Here is a 14,341-nt window from a genome sequence, read left to right as displayed (position 1 = left end):
CTTTTCATTATCCGGTCCAGAGGGTCTGACTCCCGGCTGGATTGTGGTAAGTTGCGTATTATTACGCCTGCCAATTTGTAGTCATGTTGTCGGACAGTCCTTCGCGGCTGGATGCCGATTGGCGGCTGTTTATCGAGGATATAGCCATGGCACGTTCTCCAGATCCAAAAGGCTCGGGCGGCCTTTCCCAGCGCCAGCTCCGCGTCGGCGAGCAGGTGCGCCACGCATTGGCGCAGGTGCTGCAGCGCGGGGAAATCCGCGACGATCTCATTGCCCGCACCGTGATTTCCGTTTCGGAAGTGCGTATGTCGCCCGACCTCAAGATCGCGACCTGCTTCATCACCCCGCTCGGGGATGCCGACACGCAGGCCGTTATCAAGGCGCTCGCCGCAAATGCAAAGTTCATTCGCGGACGCATGGCGCCCAGCCTCAGCCAGATGAAGTACATGCCCGAATTCCGCTTCCGGGCCGATACCAGCTTTGACAATTTTTCCAAGATCGATGCGCTGCTCCGCTCGCCGGAAGTCGCCCGCGACCTTGGGCATCACGATGAAGAAGACCGGGGGGCAGACAAGGCTTCCGGCAATGGAGACGAGTAAAGCATGGCAAGACGGGGCAAGAAAAAAGGTCGCCCGATATCCGGCTGGGTTATTTTCGACAAGCCGAAAGGGATGGGATCGACCGAGGCGGTCTCGAAGATCAAGTGGCTGTTCAATGCCGAAAAGGCCGGCCATGCCGGTACACTCGATCCGCTTGCTTCCGGCATGCTGCCCATAGCGCTTGGCGAAGCGACCAAGACCGTGCCTTATGTCATGGATGGAACCAAGATCTACCGTTTTACGGTGACCTGGGGCGAGGAACGTTCCACCGACGATCTGGAAGGCCAGCCGACCAAGACAGCGGACAAGCGCCCGTCGCGCGCGGATATCGAAGCGCTGCTGCCCAATTATACGGGCGTCATTTCACAGGTTCCGCCGCAGTTCTCGGCTATCAAGATCGACGGCGAGCGCGCCTACGACCTCGCCCGTGAAGGCGAAACGGTCGAAATCCCTTCCCGCGAAGTCGAGATCGACCGTCTGGAAATCGTGGGCATTCCGGATGCCGACTGCACCGAGTTCGAAGTCGAATGCTCCAAGGGCACCTATGTGCGCTCGCTGGCGCGCGACATGGGGCGTGACCTTGGCTGCTACGGCCATATTTCGGAGCTGCGCCGCATCGAAGTTGCCCCGTTCACGGAAGAGGATTCCGTGACGCTGGCAGAATTGGAACAGGCATGGCCGCCGCTCCCGCCGAAGGATGAGGACGGCAATATCGCGGAGCCGGCTCCTCGCCGGGATTTTTCGGCGATCGACGCATTGGTCATCGATACGGGTGCTGCCCTCGACTGCCTGCCGCAGGTGGCGCTTTCCGACGATCAGGCGCAGCGTGTGCGTCTCGGCAATCCGGTGATCCTGCGCGGACGCGATGCACCTCTGGAGGCAGATGAAGCCTGTGTCACCACACGCGGAAAACTGCTCGCCATCGGCTATATCGAACATGGACAGTTCAAGCCGAAGCGGGTTTTCACAACCGGCTGACGTTTCGTCGGAAGATGGCGGTGAGGCGGCAAATTGAATTGAGACTGGCATTCCTGCCAATTTTGCACTATATGCCCCTCATCGATCATGCGTAACAGCATGTCAGATCGTGTAAATGGCCCGCGCTGGACGACATCCCGGCCCGGGCGTCTGGTTTTCCTCTCATCTAGAAAGGGTGTTACGATGTCGATTACTGCTGAGCGCAAGCAAGCACTTATCAAGGAATACGCCACCAAGGAAGGCGACACCGGTTCTCCTGAAGTACAGGTTGCCGTTCTTTCCGAGCGTATCGCCAACCTCACCGAACACTTCAAGGGCCACAAGAATGACAATCATTCGCGTCGCGGCCTCCTGAAGCTGGTTTCGCAGCGTCGTCGCCTTCTCGACTATGTCAAGGGCATTGACGAAGCGCGTTATCAGGCGCTGATCGGCCGTCTCGGCCTGCGCCGCTAAGGTTGAAATCGGGCGACGCCTCAAAACGTCGCCCGTTTGATTTATCGGGCATTTGGTCGTGCGGATAGCCGCGAACCGATCAAATGCGACTGTGAGCATGTCTCCCAAGAGCGGGAACCGGTTTTGGGACGAAGACATGCCTGGAAACAACAGATTGAGCTGAAGCGCGAACATATGTGAGCGCATCCGCTCTATCGGGCGAACGCCCGCTGGCATGAAACGACGCACAGGGTGCATTCCGTCATGCCTATGCAGAGCCCACAAGGCTCATGACCTGGACCAGTCATGGGGCAGGATTGCAGGCAGTTCGTGTCAGAGCGTATTCGGAATTGAATGTTCTGACACTTACGAACTTCCCGTTGTCTTGCCCGTGGCCCGTCCGCCAACCGAGGCGATGCCTTCAGGCGCTTTTGCGCGGCATCACCACATGAGGACAAGATATGTTCAATACCCATAAAGTAGAAATCGAATGGGGCGGTCGTCCGCTCACGCTCGAAACCGGCAAGATCGCCCGTCAGGCTGACGGCGCCGTTCTCGCAACCTATGGCGAAACCGTCGTTCTGGCGACTGTCGTTTCTGCCAAGGAGCCGAAGCCAGGCCAGGATTTCTTCCCGCTGACCGTCAACTATCAGGAAAAGACCTATGCCGCCGGCAAGATTCCTGGTGGCTACTTCAAGCGTGAAGGCCGTCCGAGCGAAAACGAAACGCTGGTTTCGCGCCTGATCGACCGTCCGATCCGTCCGCTTTTCGTCGATGGCTATAAGAACGACACGCAGGTTGTCGTCACCGTTGTCCAGCACGATCTGGAAAACGATCCTGACGTCCTTTCGATGGTTGCCGCTTCCGCAGCGCTCACCATTTCGGGCGTGCCTTTCATGGGCCCGATTGGCGGCGCACGCGTCGGCTACATCAACGGCGAATATGTTCTGAACCCTAATATCGACGAAATGCCAGAATCGAAGCTCGATCTGGTCGTCGCGGGTACGTCGGAAGCCGTGCTGATGGTCGAATCCGAAGCACAGGAACTCTCCGAAGAAATCATGCTCGGCGCCGTTGTTTTCGGCCAGAAGGGCTTCCAGCCGGTCATCGATGCGATCATCAAGCTCGCTGAAGTTGCCGCCAAGGAACCGCGCGACTTCCAGCCGGAAGACCTGTCGGCTCTCGAAGCCAAGATGCTGGCCGTTGTCGAAAACGATCTGCGCGACGCTTACAAGATCACCGAAAAGCAGGCCCGTTATGCCGCCGTCGATGCCGCCAAGGCAAAGGCGAAGGAACATTTCTTCCCCGAAGGCGTGGAAGAAACCGAAATGTCGCCGGAACAGTTCGCGACCATTTTCAAGCATTTGCAGGCCAAGATCGTTCGCTGGAACATTCTCGACACCGGCAGCCGCATCGATGGCCGCGATCTGAAGACCGTTCGTCCGATTGTATCGGAAGTCGGCCTCCTGCCACGCACCCACGGTTCGGCCCTGTTCACCCGCGGTGAAACGCAGGCTATCGTTGTTGCCACGCTCGGCACCGGCGAAGACGAACAGATGATCGACGCCCTGACCGGCACCTACAAGCAGCCTTTCATGCTGCACTACAACTTCCCGCCTTACTCGGTTGGTGAAACCGGCCGCATGGGTTCGCCGGGCCGTCGCGAAATCGGCCATGGCAAGCTTGCCTGGCGCGCAATCCATCCGATGCTGCCTTCCGCTGAACAGTTCCCTTACACGATCCGCGCCGTTTCCGAGATCACGGAATCGAACGGCTCGTCCTCGATGGCAACCGTTTGCGGCACGTCGCTGGCTCTCATGGATGCAGGTGTTCCGCTTGCACGTCCGGTTGCCGGCATCGCCATGGGCCTGATCAAGGAAGGCGAACGCTTCGCCGTTCTGTCGGACATTCTGGGTGATGAAGATCACCTCGGCGACATGGATTTCAAGGTTGCCGGTACGGAAAACGGCATCACCTCGCTGCAGATGGACATCAAGATCGACGGTATCACCGAAGAGATCATGAAGGTCGCTCTGGAACAGGCCAAGGGCGGTCGCGTTCACATCCTCGGCGAAATGGCCAAGGCTCTGTCGACCTCGCGTGAAGAGCTCGGCGAATTTGCTCCGCGCATCGAAGTGATGAACATCCCGACCGACAAGATCCGCGATGTTATCGGTTCTGGCGGCAAGGTCATCCGCGAAATCGTGGAAAAGACCGGCGCCAAGATCAACATCGAAGACGACGGCACGGTGAAGATCGCTTCGTCGAACGGCAAGGAAATCGAAGCCGCCAAGAAGTGGATTCATTCGATCGTTGCCGAACCGGAAGTCGGCGAAATCTACGAAGGCACGGTCGTCAAGACCGCTGACTTCGGCGCTTTCGTGAACTTCTTCGGCCCGCGTGACGGTCTGGTTCACATTTCGCAGCTGGCTTCCGACCGCGTTGCCAAGACCACCGATGTGGTCAAGGAAGGCCAGAAGGTCTGGGTCAAGCTCATGGGCTTTGACGAGCGCGGCAAGGTTCGCCTGTCGATGAAGGTTGTCGATCAGGAAACCGGCAAGGAAATTGCCCAGGAAAAGAAGAAGGAAGAAGCCGACGCTGAATAAGCGTCGCATCTTCTGTGAAATCGGAAAGCGCGCCGCGAGGCGCGCTTTTTTGTTGCATGGGATTCATTTCAAGACCATGGATGATGCCCATGATTATACCGGCACAACAAACTCTCTTTCTCCCCTTCGTTCAGGGCATTCTGGATATGCCTGCAGAAGGCCAGTCCTTTCTTGGCTGCGGTCTTTCTGCGGATCGGCGCCTTGAAGATGAATGGAAACAGGCGCTCACTTTCCTGCAACCCTGGCGCCCTGACTGGCTGGCCTTGGAAAAGGAAGGTTTCAAGGCAGTACCCAGATTAGGCGCCAGATTGGACGAGGAGCGCCGTTTCGCCGGCGGACTACTGTTGCTCGGAAAACATCGCGGACGCAACGAGGCGTGGTTTGCGGAGCTTCTGGCGCGTGTTGAGCCGGGCGGATGGATCGCCGTATCGGGCGACAAGAAGCTCGGCATCGACAGTTTTCGCAAATGGGTGGGCAATATTGCCGAAATCAGCGACCGCATGTCGAAGAACCATGCCGTGGTGTTCTGGCTCAGGAGGCCTGCCGACCTTACCGACGATTTCATCGCCGCCCTGAAGCCGCTTACCGCCAATATCGACGACGTGTTCCAGACCGAACCCGGCATGTTTTCGCACGGCGTCATCGACAAGGGCTCGGCCTTGCTCGTGCCGCATATGGAAAAGATCGTTTTCGGCAATGTCGCCGATCTGGGCGCTGGCTGGGGCTATCTGGCTGCGCAATGCCTGAAGTATGCTGATCGCATCAAGGCAATAGACCTTTATGAGGCTGATTTTGAGGCGCTGGAAGCCGCACGCGGCAATCTGGAACGGCTGGGCCCATCGGTGCCGATCAGCTTCAACTGGTTCGATGTGACGAGCGAGAAACTGACGGGCATCTATGACACCGTGGTCATGAACCCGCCTTTCCACGAGGGGCGGGCGACGGATGTGTCGCTTGGACAGGCATTCATTGCCGCGGCAGCTTCACGGTTGAAAACCGGCGGGCGTCTGCTGATGGTCGCAAATCGTCAACTGCCTTATGAGACGACCCTCAAAGGGCTGTTCAAGAATGTGACCCTTCTTGAGGAGGCAAACGGTTTTAAAATCTTCGATGCGAAGAAATAAAACAAAAAACCCGGCGTTTCTGCCGGGTTTTTTTATTGAGTGAAGCGGGCTTAGTCGCCGCGTTCGGCGTCGGAGCTTTTCAGCTCTTCCAGTGTGGGCATGGAGACGATGTTGTAACCGGAATCCACATAGTGGATTTCGCCGGTAACGCCGCTCGAAAGATCTGACAGCAGATAGACTGCCGATTTGCCAACATCATCGATATCGACGGTGCGGCGCAGCGGAGAGTTACGGCGCTGATAGCTGAAGATCGCGCGTGCATCGCCGATGCCGGCACCGGCCAGGGTGCGCACCGGGCCCGCCGAAATCGCGTTGACGCGGATGCCCTGCGGGCCGTAATCGGCGGCAAGATAACGAACCATGGCTTCAAGTGCTGCCTTGGCAACGCCCATGACGTTGTAGTTCGGGATGGTGCGGGTCGATCCGCCATAGGTCAGCGTCAGGATCGAGCCGCCGTCCTTCATGAGCTTTTCGGCGCGTTGTGCCATTTCCGTGAAGGAGTAGGCGGAAATCACCATGGTGCGGCTGAAGTTTTCGCGCGTGGTGACGTCTGCGTAGCGACCCTTCAATTCGTTCTTGTCGGAAAAGCCGATAGCGTGAACGATGAAATCGAGCTTGCCCCACTTCTTTTCGATTTCGGCAAAGACCGCATCGACCGATGCTATATCTTCAACATCGCAAGGCAGCACGAAATCCGAACCGACCTGTTCGGCAAGCGGCTTCACGCGCTTGCCCAGCGCATCGCCCTGATAGGTGAAGGCGAGTTCTGCACCCTGTGCTGCGAGTTGTTTTGAAATTCCCCAGGCGAGTGAGTGATTATTCGCGACCCCCATGACGAGGCCGCGTTTGCCTTTCATCAGACCTTCCATATTTTCCCTCTCCCTCAGCCCTGGTAACGCTGGAAAACCAGCGTTGCATTGGTGCCGCCAAATCCGAAGGAATTGGAGAGCACGGTATTGAGCTGAGCGTTGTCAATGCGCTTGCGAACGATAGGCATGTCCGCGAAGGCAGGGTCCAGTTCTTCGATATGTGCGCTTTCGCAAATGAAATTGTTCTGCATCATTAGGAGCGAATAGATCGCTTCCTGCACGCCTGTGGCACCCAGCGAGTGGCCGGTCAGCGATTTGGTTGCGGCAATTGGCGGGCATGCATCGCCCGAACCAAAGACCTGGCGGATCGCTTCGATTTCCGGTGCGTCGCCGGCAGGGGTCGAGGTTGCGTGCGGGTTGATATAGTCGATCTTGGTCTTGACGGTCGAAAGCGCCATCTTCATGCAGCGGATCGCGCCTTCACCAGACGGAGCGACCATGTCGTAGCCGTCGGATGTTGCGCCATAGCCGACGATTTCGCCATAGATCTTGGCGCCGCGAGCCAGTGCGGTTTCCAGGTCTTCCAGCACCAGAACACCGGCGCCGCCTGCGATCACGAAGCCGTCGCGGTTCTTGTCATAGGCGCGCGATGCGGTCGACGGCGTGTCGTTATATTTGGACGACATGGCGCCCATGGCGTCAAACAGGACCGAAAGCGTCCAGTCGAGGTCTTCGCAGCCGCCCGCGAACATGCGGTCCTGCTTGCCATACTGGATCATCTCGAACGCATTGCCGATGCAATGGTTCGACGTCGCGCAGGCAGAGGAGATCGAGTAGTTGATGCCCTTGATCTTGAAGAAGGTCGCAAGCGTTGCCGAAGCCGTCGAGCTCATGGCTTTCGGCACGGCAAACGGACCGACGCGCTTGGGGCCCTTTTCGCGGGTGATGTCGGCAGAATCGACTATGGTGCGTGTCGAGGGGCCGCCGGAACCCATGATGATGCCGGTGCGGTCGTTGGAAACTTCCTCGTCGGAAAGCCCCGCATCGGCAATCGCCTGATCCATGGCAATGTGGTTCCAGGCCGTGCCGCGGCCGTGGAAGCGCATCGCGCGCCGGTCGACGAGCGCTTCGACGTCGATATTCGGGGCACCGTGCACCTGGCAGCGGAAGCCGAGTTCGGCATATTCCTCAGCGCGGGAGATACCGGACTTCGCTTCACGCAGCGAAGCCGTGACTTCTTCGGTGTTGTTACCAATCGAGGATACGATCCCCATACCCGTTACGACCACACGCCGCATCGCGTTCTCCTTTACACCTGATCCGTGAGCGACGTGCCGTCATGCGGACTGCCGCCTGTTCGCGGTTACATAGGTGCGATCTTCGCATGTTTTGAGCGCGGCCGCATGAAAACTGTTCACTTTTTTGCAGTCGCGCTCGTGAATGATGATGATTGGGGCGCCTTACTGGCCCTCGCTGTCCTTCGACAGGCCGACGCGCAGGTCGGTTGCCCGGTAGATGGTTTCGCCATCGGCTTTCAGCCAGCCGTCAGCCGTGCCGAGCACGAGGCGGCCGCGCATGACGCGTTTGAAATCAATGCCATATTCAAGAAGCTTGGTATGCGGGCGCACCATGCCCTTGAACTTGACTTCACCGGTGGAGAGGGCCATGCCGCGGCCCGGTTCGCCCAGCCAGCCGAGGAAGAAGCCGGTCAGCTGCCACATGCCGTCAAGGCCGAGGCAGCCCGGCATGATCGGATTGCCCATGAAATGGCATGGGAAATACCAATCGTCGGGGCGCACGTCATATTCGGCGCGGATATAGCCCTTGTCGAACTCGCCGCCGGTTTCGGAAATATCTGTGATGCGATGGACCATCAGCATCGGAGGCAGGGGAAGCTGAGCATTGCCGGGGCCGAACATCTCGCCGCGCGCGCAGGCCAGGAGTTCTTCATACCCGTAGCTTGATTTCTGTTCTGCCATTACGCCTCCCTTGAGGTTCATTCTGTATCGACCGGCAATCCGGCCCGATTGTAGGTTTCACCGGAACATCCCTACCACAGACTGTTTCCGGCAGTAAAATCATGCATTGGATTAATCCGGGGTTTATCCGAAAAACCGCGCATTTCCCAAGGCTATTGATAGTTATTTCGCAACGGCATATATCAATGTCAGTATGCAATGGGCAACAGCCCGTTTGACGATTGATGATTTTGCAACAAGCTCGTGACGGTACCAACGGTGAATATGCAGTCTTCACATACCCACTCGACGGTCTCGATGGAAGAGCAGCTCCGCCGCGCGGGCCTGCGTCCGACGCGCCAGCGCGTTGCGCTTGCGAGCCTGATCTTCGCGCAGGGCGATCGCCATCTGTCTGCGGAAGACCTGCACGAAGAGGCCGTCATGGCCGACGTGCCGGTGTCGCTGGCAACGGTTTACAACACGCTGCACCAGTTCACGGAAGCCGGTATGCTGCGCATTATCGCAGTCGAGGGCTCGAAGACCTATTTCGATACGAATATCTCGGATCACCAGCATTTCTTCCTCGAAGGGGAAAATGTCGTGTTCGATATTCCACACGGTGAAAAAGGCCAGCCTACGGTTGCCAATATGCCCGACGCACCGGATGGCATGGAAATCGTCAATGTCGACATCATCGTTCGCCTGCGCCGCAAGGGCCAGTAACGGCGTCTTTTTTCGATGGGGAATGAAAGAAAGCGGCCATGGCCGCTTTTTTTGTTGCCTATTGGCGCGCTTGGGGCTGAAAAGGAAAGAAATTCTGATGTCCCGATTGAATCGCCTCCCACGTTAAAGTCGGGCCTGTACCAAGGAGATATCATGCGCAAACTACTCGTTGCGGCAACCATTCTTGCCGTGTTCACCGCCGGCAGCGCCTTCGCAAAGACCGTCCGGATCGGGGTCACGCCGGGGCCGCACGCCCAGATCATGGAAAAGGTCAAGGAAGTCGCCGGGAAGAACGGCCTGGAACTCGATATTCAGGAATTCTCTGACTACGTCATTCCAAACATGGCGCTTGCGGATGGCGCGCTGGAAGCCAATTCGTTCCAGCACAAGCCCTATCTCGACAATCAGGTGGCCGATCGCGGCTTCGACATTGTGAGCGTTGCCGAAACCGTCAACTTTCCGATGGGGCTTTATTCGAAGAAACTGAAGAATATTTCGGAGCTGGCCGACGGCGCGACGATTGCGATCCCCAATGATCCGACCAATGGCGGACGCGCTCTGCTCGTGCTTGCCGAAAACGGAATCATCAAGCTCGATCCGTCCAAGGGGCTGAAGGTTAGCGCTCTCGATATCGTGGAGAACCCGAAGAACCTCAAATTCGTTGAGCTCGATGCCGCGCAGCTTCCGCGTTCGATGGAAGATGTCGATGCCGCCGTCATCAACACCAACTATGCCATGGAAGCAGGCCTCAATCCGGCAACCGATCCGCTGGTGCGGGAAGGCGAGAAGGCGCCCTACATCAATATCCTTGTCGTTCGTACCGCAGACAAGGATGCCGACTGGGTGAAAACCCTGATTTCCTCCTATCACAGCGACGAAGTGAAGGAATTCATTGCCACGACATTCAAGGGGTCGGTGATCCCGGCCTGGTGACATTTGCGTTGTTTAGCGGGGCGGTTTTCGCCCCGCCGCGCGAAGTCCAACTCGGTCAGTTCCGCAGGAGTGGGATCAGTCGAAAACCTCGCCAGGATAAACGCCCCACAGGTCCGATTGCTTTATCCAGCCACGGACCCCGCCCATGTCCAGGCGGCACCATTGACCGGTGCACTCGCGCACGGTCCCGACCACGCCCGGCTCGATCTCGGCGGCAAGCGCCGATGTTTCGCTGGCATCGCGGCGCATATTGATCATCGAACCCTGATTGTTCTTGAGCCACGGAGCGGTGATGGCGGTTCGCTTGCCGGAGAGCAGCGACTGGTAAACCCAGCCTTCCGTGCCGTCCGCATCGCGGATACGGCGCCAGTTATCGTATTCCTGGATGATCTCGACCGGCAATCCAGCCTTCATGAAAAGCCATGAAACCGCATAGTCACGCCCGGGTCCGACGCGCAGATTGACGCGGGCCGGTTTAAGGCTGACGAAACGCGGTACGGGAAGCCCGCTGGCGCCCACGGAGGTGCCGGCGGGTTCCGCAGCCTGTGCGCCATGGTTTTGGGAGGCGCCAAGCGGCGCCAGAAAGAGAAAAAATGCCAGAAAGCCAAGCATGGCCATCATGAAGCGTTGCGAAAGTACTCTGTACAAACTGCGACCTCTCGCCGTCCTGTCACGACAGAACGGTAGCGGCTTCGGCAGTTTACGGGGGCTGCGAGGCGACGGTGCCGTCCTGTTTTCAGATCGTGCATCCATCTGTGCGTTACAGATCGATATCCGACCGAATTATTTGATTTTTAACGCCTGTCTTCGGAAAGCCATTGCAGGTTTTCCAGGAGGCGCCTGAAGTTTCCGGTTTTTCTTTGTCTTTGCCGCTTCGCCTTGATAGAGATGTTCAGCCGAAGCAATATCCCATATTGCACCGCCTTGGTTAAGGAGGTCTCAACATGAAGCTTCGGTTAACGCATTTTCGGGAAATGTGGGAGTAGGTTTCCCTTGGAAATGTGCAGGAAATTTCTTGGAGCGCGCCCTGTCGGTTGGTTACAATACAGGCCGTTCCAGGGGCTTTGCTCAACAATGGGGTGGAGATGTCGAACAAGAAGAAACCGCTGGTCGTTCTTACGCGAAAATTGCCGGACCCAGTGGAAACCCGGATGCGGGAACTGTTTGATGCGCGTCTGAATATAGACGACCACCGCATGAATCAGCCGGAAATCATCGCTGCGATGAAAGAGGCGGACGTTCTGGTGCCCTGCATCACGGATGTCATCGACGCCGCGGCAATCGAGCAGGCTGGGCCCAATCTCAAGCTGATCGCGAATTTCGGCAACGGCGTGGACAATATCGACGTCACCGCCGCTGCAAAGCGGGGCATAACCGTCACCAATACGCCGAATGTCCTCACCGAGGACACCGCGGACATGACCTTGGCGCTTCTGCTCTCGGTGCCAAGACGTCTGGTGGAAGGCGCCAATGTGCTCGGTGAGCGCCACGGGCAGTGGCCGGGCTGGTCGCCGACCTGGATGCTCGGACGGCGCATCTGGGGCAAGCGCCTCGGCATTGTCGGCATGGGGCGTATTGGCACGGCCGTCGCCCGCCGCGCCAAGGCTTTCGGGCTTTCCATTCACTATCACAACCGCAAGCGCGTCAATCCGCAGGTGGAGGAGGAACTGGAGGCGACCTATTGGGATAGTCTCGACCAGATGCTGGCCCGGATGGACATCATCTCGGTCAACTGCCCGTCCACGCCTGCCACCTTCCATCTGCTCTCTGCCCGTCGCATCGCGCTGATGCAGCCGACCGCCTATATGGTCAACACGGCCCGCGGCCAGATCATCGACGAGAATGCGCTGATCGACCTGATCGAGCAGGGCAAGCTGGCCGGCGCCGGTCTGGATGTGTTCGAGAACGAACCTGCGGTCAATCCGCGTTTGCTGGCCCTTGCGGAAAAAGGCAAGGTCGTCCTGCTGCCGCATATGGGGTCGGCCACCATGGAGGGGCGCATCGACATGGGCGACAAGGTCATCATCAATATCAAGGCTTTTGTCGACGGGCATCGCCCGCCCGACCGCGTATTGCCGAACCGGGTTTAGCTTTTCCGGTTCGCGGTCTTCATTTGGTCGGCGTTCTTGCCGTCAATGAAGCGCAGCACCGTCTGCGCATAAAGGCGCGGATTTTCGACCGGCACGCCATGTCCGGCATCGGGCAGGATAATCAGTTGCGCGCCCGGTATCTGGCTGGCGATGAATTCCGTATGTTCGCGCGAGATGGCCGTATCATGGTCGCCGATGACAATCGCCGTGCGCACGCGAATGTCCGAGAGTTCCTCGCCGGTATAGTTCGGCTCGTTTGCCCACAGCGCATGGATTTCCCTGTCGATGCTCTCATAGTGGCGCAGTTCCGGTATCGGCTTTCCCTCTGCGCGGGCTTCGGCATAGCCGGTATTGCCATCAGGCGTCACGTTCGCCGCCTGCGCGAACAGGCTTTTCAGCCGTTCGGGGTAGCGCATGGCGATGTCGAGACCGATAATGCCCCCATCGCTCCAGCCGACGAGATCAACCTTGTCGATGCGGAGAAAGTCGAGCAGCGCCACATAATCGTCAGCCATCAACCCGTAGGTGATGGGATCTTTGGTGCGGGTGGAACGCCCCTGTCCGCGACTGTCCGCAACGATCACCATGTGATGACGCGCGAGAATCGGCAGTTGGGCATCCCACACGTGCTGGTCGGACAGACCGCCGGGAATGAGCAGGATTGGCGATCCCTTTCCAACGATCCGGTAATACATTTCGATGCCGTTGACCTCGGCAAAGGTGGGAGGCGAGGCGGGAATGGCCATGCGCGCAACCTTCTCAGTCGAAACGGGGGAAGGAAAAGACAAGACGAGGCCGATCAGCAAGGCGGCTATCGTCGATGTCGTCTTCCCCTTCATGAATTCCCTGTCTTATTTTCAGGGTCTGCGGATAAGCGTCGGCAGATTGTAGAGATAGGCGATGCGCTTGATCGCGTCCTGCAGCGGTTCCAGCGTAACCGTCATCGTATGGCCGCTCGCATGGATCAGCATATCGGGCGATGCGCAGATGGCGACATGGCCCTTCCAGAAGACGAGATCGCCGCGCTGCAGATTTGAATAGGTCGCATCGGGCTCGACGATTTCACCGAGCGCATCCTGCTGCATGTCGGAATCGCGCAGAACCTTTCTGCCCGCCACCCACATGGAGAGTTGCACGAGGCCGGAACAATCGATGCCGAAACCCGACGTGCCGCCCCACAGATAGGGCGTGTGGAGGAGCGTTTCGGCAACGGTCACATAATCCGCCGCATGTTCGCTCACCGGGGCAAGATGGCTTGCAATCAGTGCCTCGCCGCTTTCCAGCAGCGCATATTTCGTGCCGCGCGTCTCGGCAGCCCCGACGATGCGCAGGCGTGAACCGAGCGACAGCGCCTTGGTGTGCGGGAAACGGAGATCGGAGCCGGGATAAACAAAGGTGCGCGGCACCACCACCATATGCGTGGCCTCGCCTGCCGGACGTTCCAGCGCGGCAGAGGAGACGTAACCGGTATAACCGTCGCGTTCGGCCTGCACCCACGACCAGCCGTCCATTTCCTCGAAGACGCGGACGGAATCGCCAAAGATCATCTGGGTCTGCGGTCCGCTGTCCATGCGCGGTTCGCCCCGCAGATCGACAACCGGGGCGGAAACCTGCATCGGCGTTCCGGCGGCAAAACGCGCAGCTTCCACCTGACCGGTCAGCCTTTCATCGGCGAGGTCGGGACGGTAGGCGTTGAGACGGCGGTCGAGCATGGTCAAAGTGGTAACTCCCTGGCTTTGGCGATCACCAGATCGCCCAGTTTTTCGACATAAAGTGCACCGGCGACCGTCCTCTTTACTAGCACATTTCGCCGGTCTTTTTCATCACGATGCCGGGAGACGAACTCAAGCGCGCCCATCGTGTCGAGCGCGCGGGTGATAACCGGCTTGGTGACGTTCAGTTTCGCTGCAAGTCCCCGCACTGTATGCGGCGGGGGCTCCAGATAGATGGTCAGGAGAATGGCTGTCTGCCGCGTGGTGAGATCGGGCATCTCATCACGCACCTGTTCCAGCGACAGGGTTCTCAGCAATGTCAGCGCCTGCAACGGCTTCAGCTCAATTGGCATCCGGTCCCACCCAAACGGGGATTG

15 protein-coding genes are annotated in these 14,341 nt (G+C 58.4%); 8 read left to right on the top strand and 7 right to left on the bottom strand.

Annotated features, from left to right (window positions below; genetic code table 11):
* The first annotated feature begins 146 nt into the window (after positions 1 to 146).
* The 5 genes from rbfA to ACOWVS_RS10305 all read left to right on the top strand — a co-directional run bounded on the left by rbfA (position 147) and on the right by ACOWVS_RS10305 (position 5,739).
* Entirely contained in the window at positions 147 to 599 is a 453-nt protein-coding gene (gene rbfA, locus ACOWVS_RS10325) for a 30S ribosome-binding factor RbfA (RefSeq protein WP_031347144.1), read from the top strand.
* 3 nt (positions 600 to 602) lie between these two features.
* A complete protein-coding gene (truB, locus tag ACOWVS_RS10320; protein WP_021587630.1) occupies positions 603 to 1,577 on the top strand; it encodes a tRNA pseudouridine(55) synthase TruB in 975 nt (324 codons plus the stop codon).
* A gap of 183 nt (positions 1,578 to 1,760) precedes the next feature.
* Positions 1,761 to 2,030, top strand: coding sequence for a 30S ribosomal protein S15 (gene rpsO / locus ACOWVS_RS10315; RefSeq protein WP_006473093.1), 270 nt, complete (start codon positions 1,761 to 1,763; stop codon positions 2,028 to 2,030).
* A gap of 440 nt (positions 2,031 to 2,470) precedes the next feature.
* Positions 2,471 to 4,615, top strand: a complete 2,145-nt coding sequence (gene pnp / locus ACOWVS_RS10310; RefSeq protein ID WP_021587631.1) for a polyribonucleotide nucleotidyltransferase — start codon at positions 2,471 to 2,473, stop codon at positions 4,613 to 4,615.
* A gap of 89 nt (positions 4,616 to 4,704) precedes the next feature.
* Positions 4,705 to 5,739, top strand: coding sequence for a class I SAM-dependent methyltransferase (locus tag ACOWVS_RS10305; protein ID WP_031347145.1), 1,035 nt, complete (start codon positions 4,705 to 4,707; stop codon positions 5,737 to 5,739).
* A gap of 50 nt (positions 5,740 to 5,789) precedes the next feature.
* Here ACOWVS_RS10305 and fabI read toward each other — a convergent pair whose 3' ends face one another.
* The 3 genes from fabI to fabA all read right to left on the bottom strand — a co-directional run bounded on the left by fabI (position 5,790) and on the right by fabA (position 8,527).
* A complete protein-coding gene (gene fabI, locus ACOWVS_RS10300) occupies positions 5,790 to 6,608 on the bottom strand; it encodes an enoyl-ACP reductase FabI (RefSeq protein WP_021587633.1) in 819 nt (272 codons plus the stop codon).
* Positions 6,609 to 6,622: 14 nt separating this feature from the next.
* A complete protein-coding gene (gene fabB, locus ACOWVS_RS10295) occupies positions 6,623 to 7,846 on the bottom strand; it encodes a beta-ketoacyl-ACP synthase I (protein ID WP_021587634.1) in 1,224 nt (407 codons plus the stop codon).
* A 162-nt stretch (positions 7,847 to 8,008) separates the two neighbouring features.
* Positions 8,009 to 8,527: a 3-hydroxyacyl-[acyl-carrier-protein] dehydratase FabA gene (gene fabA, locus ACOWVS_RS10290; RefSeq protein WP_006473091.1), complete on the bottom strand. Its 519-nt coding sequence runs from the start codon at positions 8,525 to 8,527 to the stop codon at positions 8,009 to 8,011.
* A 264-nt stretch (positions 8,528 to 8,791) separates the two neighbouring features.
* On the opposite strand from fabA, the gene irrA reads away from it, so the two are divergent.
* Together irrA and ACOWVS_RS10280 are read left to right on the top strand one after the other, a co-directional pair.
* Positions 8,792 to 9,229: an iron response transcriptional regulator IrrA gene (gene irrA, locus ACOWVS_RS10285; RefSeq protein ID WP_025090646.1), complete on the top strand. Its 438-nt coding sequence runs from the start codon at positions 8,792 to 8,794 to the stop codon at positions 9,227 to 9,229.
* A gap of 153 nt (positions 9,230 to 9,382) precedes the next feature.
* Positions 9,383 to 10,162: a MetQ/NlpA family ABC transporter substrate-binding protein gene (locus ACOWVS_RS10280; protein WP_021587636.1), complete on the top strand. Its 780-nt coding sequence runs from the start codon at positions 9,383 to 9,385 to the stop codon at positions 10,160 to 10,162.
* 75 nt (positions 10,163 to 10,237) lie between these two features.
* On the opposite strand, the gene ACOWVS_RS10275 is transcribed toward ACOWVS_RS10280, so the two are convergent.
* A complete protein-coding gene (locus tag ACOWVS_RS10275) occupies positions 10,238 to 10,783 on the bottom strand; it encodes an SH3 domain-containing protein (protein ID WP_021587637.1) in 546 nt (181 codons plus the stop codon).
* A 464-nt stretch (positions 10,784 to 11,247) separates the two neighbouring features.
* On the opposite strand from ACOWVS_RS10275, the gene ACOWVS_RS10270 reads away from it, so the two are divergent.
* The gene (locus tag ACOWVS_RS10270) at positions 11,248 to 12,252 is read left to right on the top strand and encodes a 2-hydroxyacid dehydrogenase (protein WP_006473087.1); all 1,005 of its coding nucleotides are present in this window, start codon (positions 11,248 to 11,250) and stop codon (positions 12,250 to 12,252) included.
* Here ACOWVS_RS10270 and ACOWVS_RS10265 read toward each other — a convergent pair.
* Genes ACOWVS_RS10265 through ACOWVS_RS10255 form a run of 3 tightly spaced genes read right to left on the bottom strand, consistent with a single transcriptional unit; the run spans position 12,249 to position 14,317 of the window.
* Positions 12,249 to 13,091 carry an alpha/beta fold hydrolase gene (locus tag ACOWVS_RS10265; RefSeq protein ID WP_021587639.1) on the bottom strand — a complete coding sequence of 281 codons (843 nt, stop codon included), beginning with the start codon at positions 13,089 to 13,091 and terminating at the stop codon, positions 12,249 to 12,251. The two genes, ACOWVS_RS10270 and ACOWVS_RS10265, sit on opposite strands and share 4 nt — an antisense overlap.
* 18 nt (positions 13,092 to 13,109) lie before the next feature.
* The gene (locus ACOWVS_RS10260; RefSeq protein ID WP_031347147.1) at positions 13,110 to 13,964 is read right to left on the bottom strand and encodes an NlpC/P60 family protein; all 855 of its coding nucleotides are present in this window, start codon (positions 13,962 to 13,964) and stop codon (positions 13,110 to 13,112) included.
* Positions 13,965 to 13,966: 2 nt separating this feature from the next.
* Positions 13,967 to 14,317: a MarR family transcriptional regulator gene (locus ACOWVS_RS10255; RefSeq protein ID WP_006473086.1), complete on the bottom strand. Its 351-nt coding sequence runs from the start codon at positions 14,315 to 14,317 to the stop codon at positions 13,967 to 13,969.
* Positions 14,318 to 14,341: the final 24 nt, after the last annotated feature.

The sequence above is a fragment of the Brucella sp. IR068 genome (assembly GCF_049065885.1).
Taxonomy (GTDB): Bacteria; Pseudomonadota; Alphaproteobacteria; order Rhizobiales; family Rhizobiaceae; genus Brucella; species Brucella intermedia.
The sequence above is the reverse complement of the archived record's forward strand: the minus strand, read 5'-3'. Positions and strand labels throughout refer to the sequence as shown.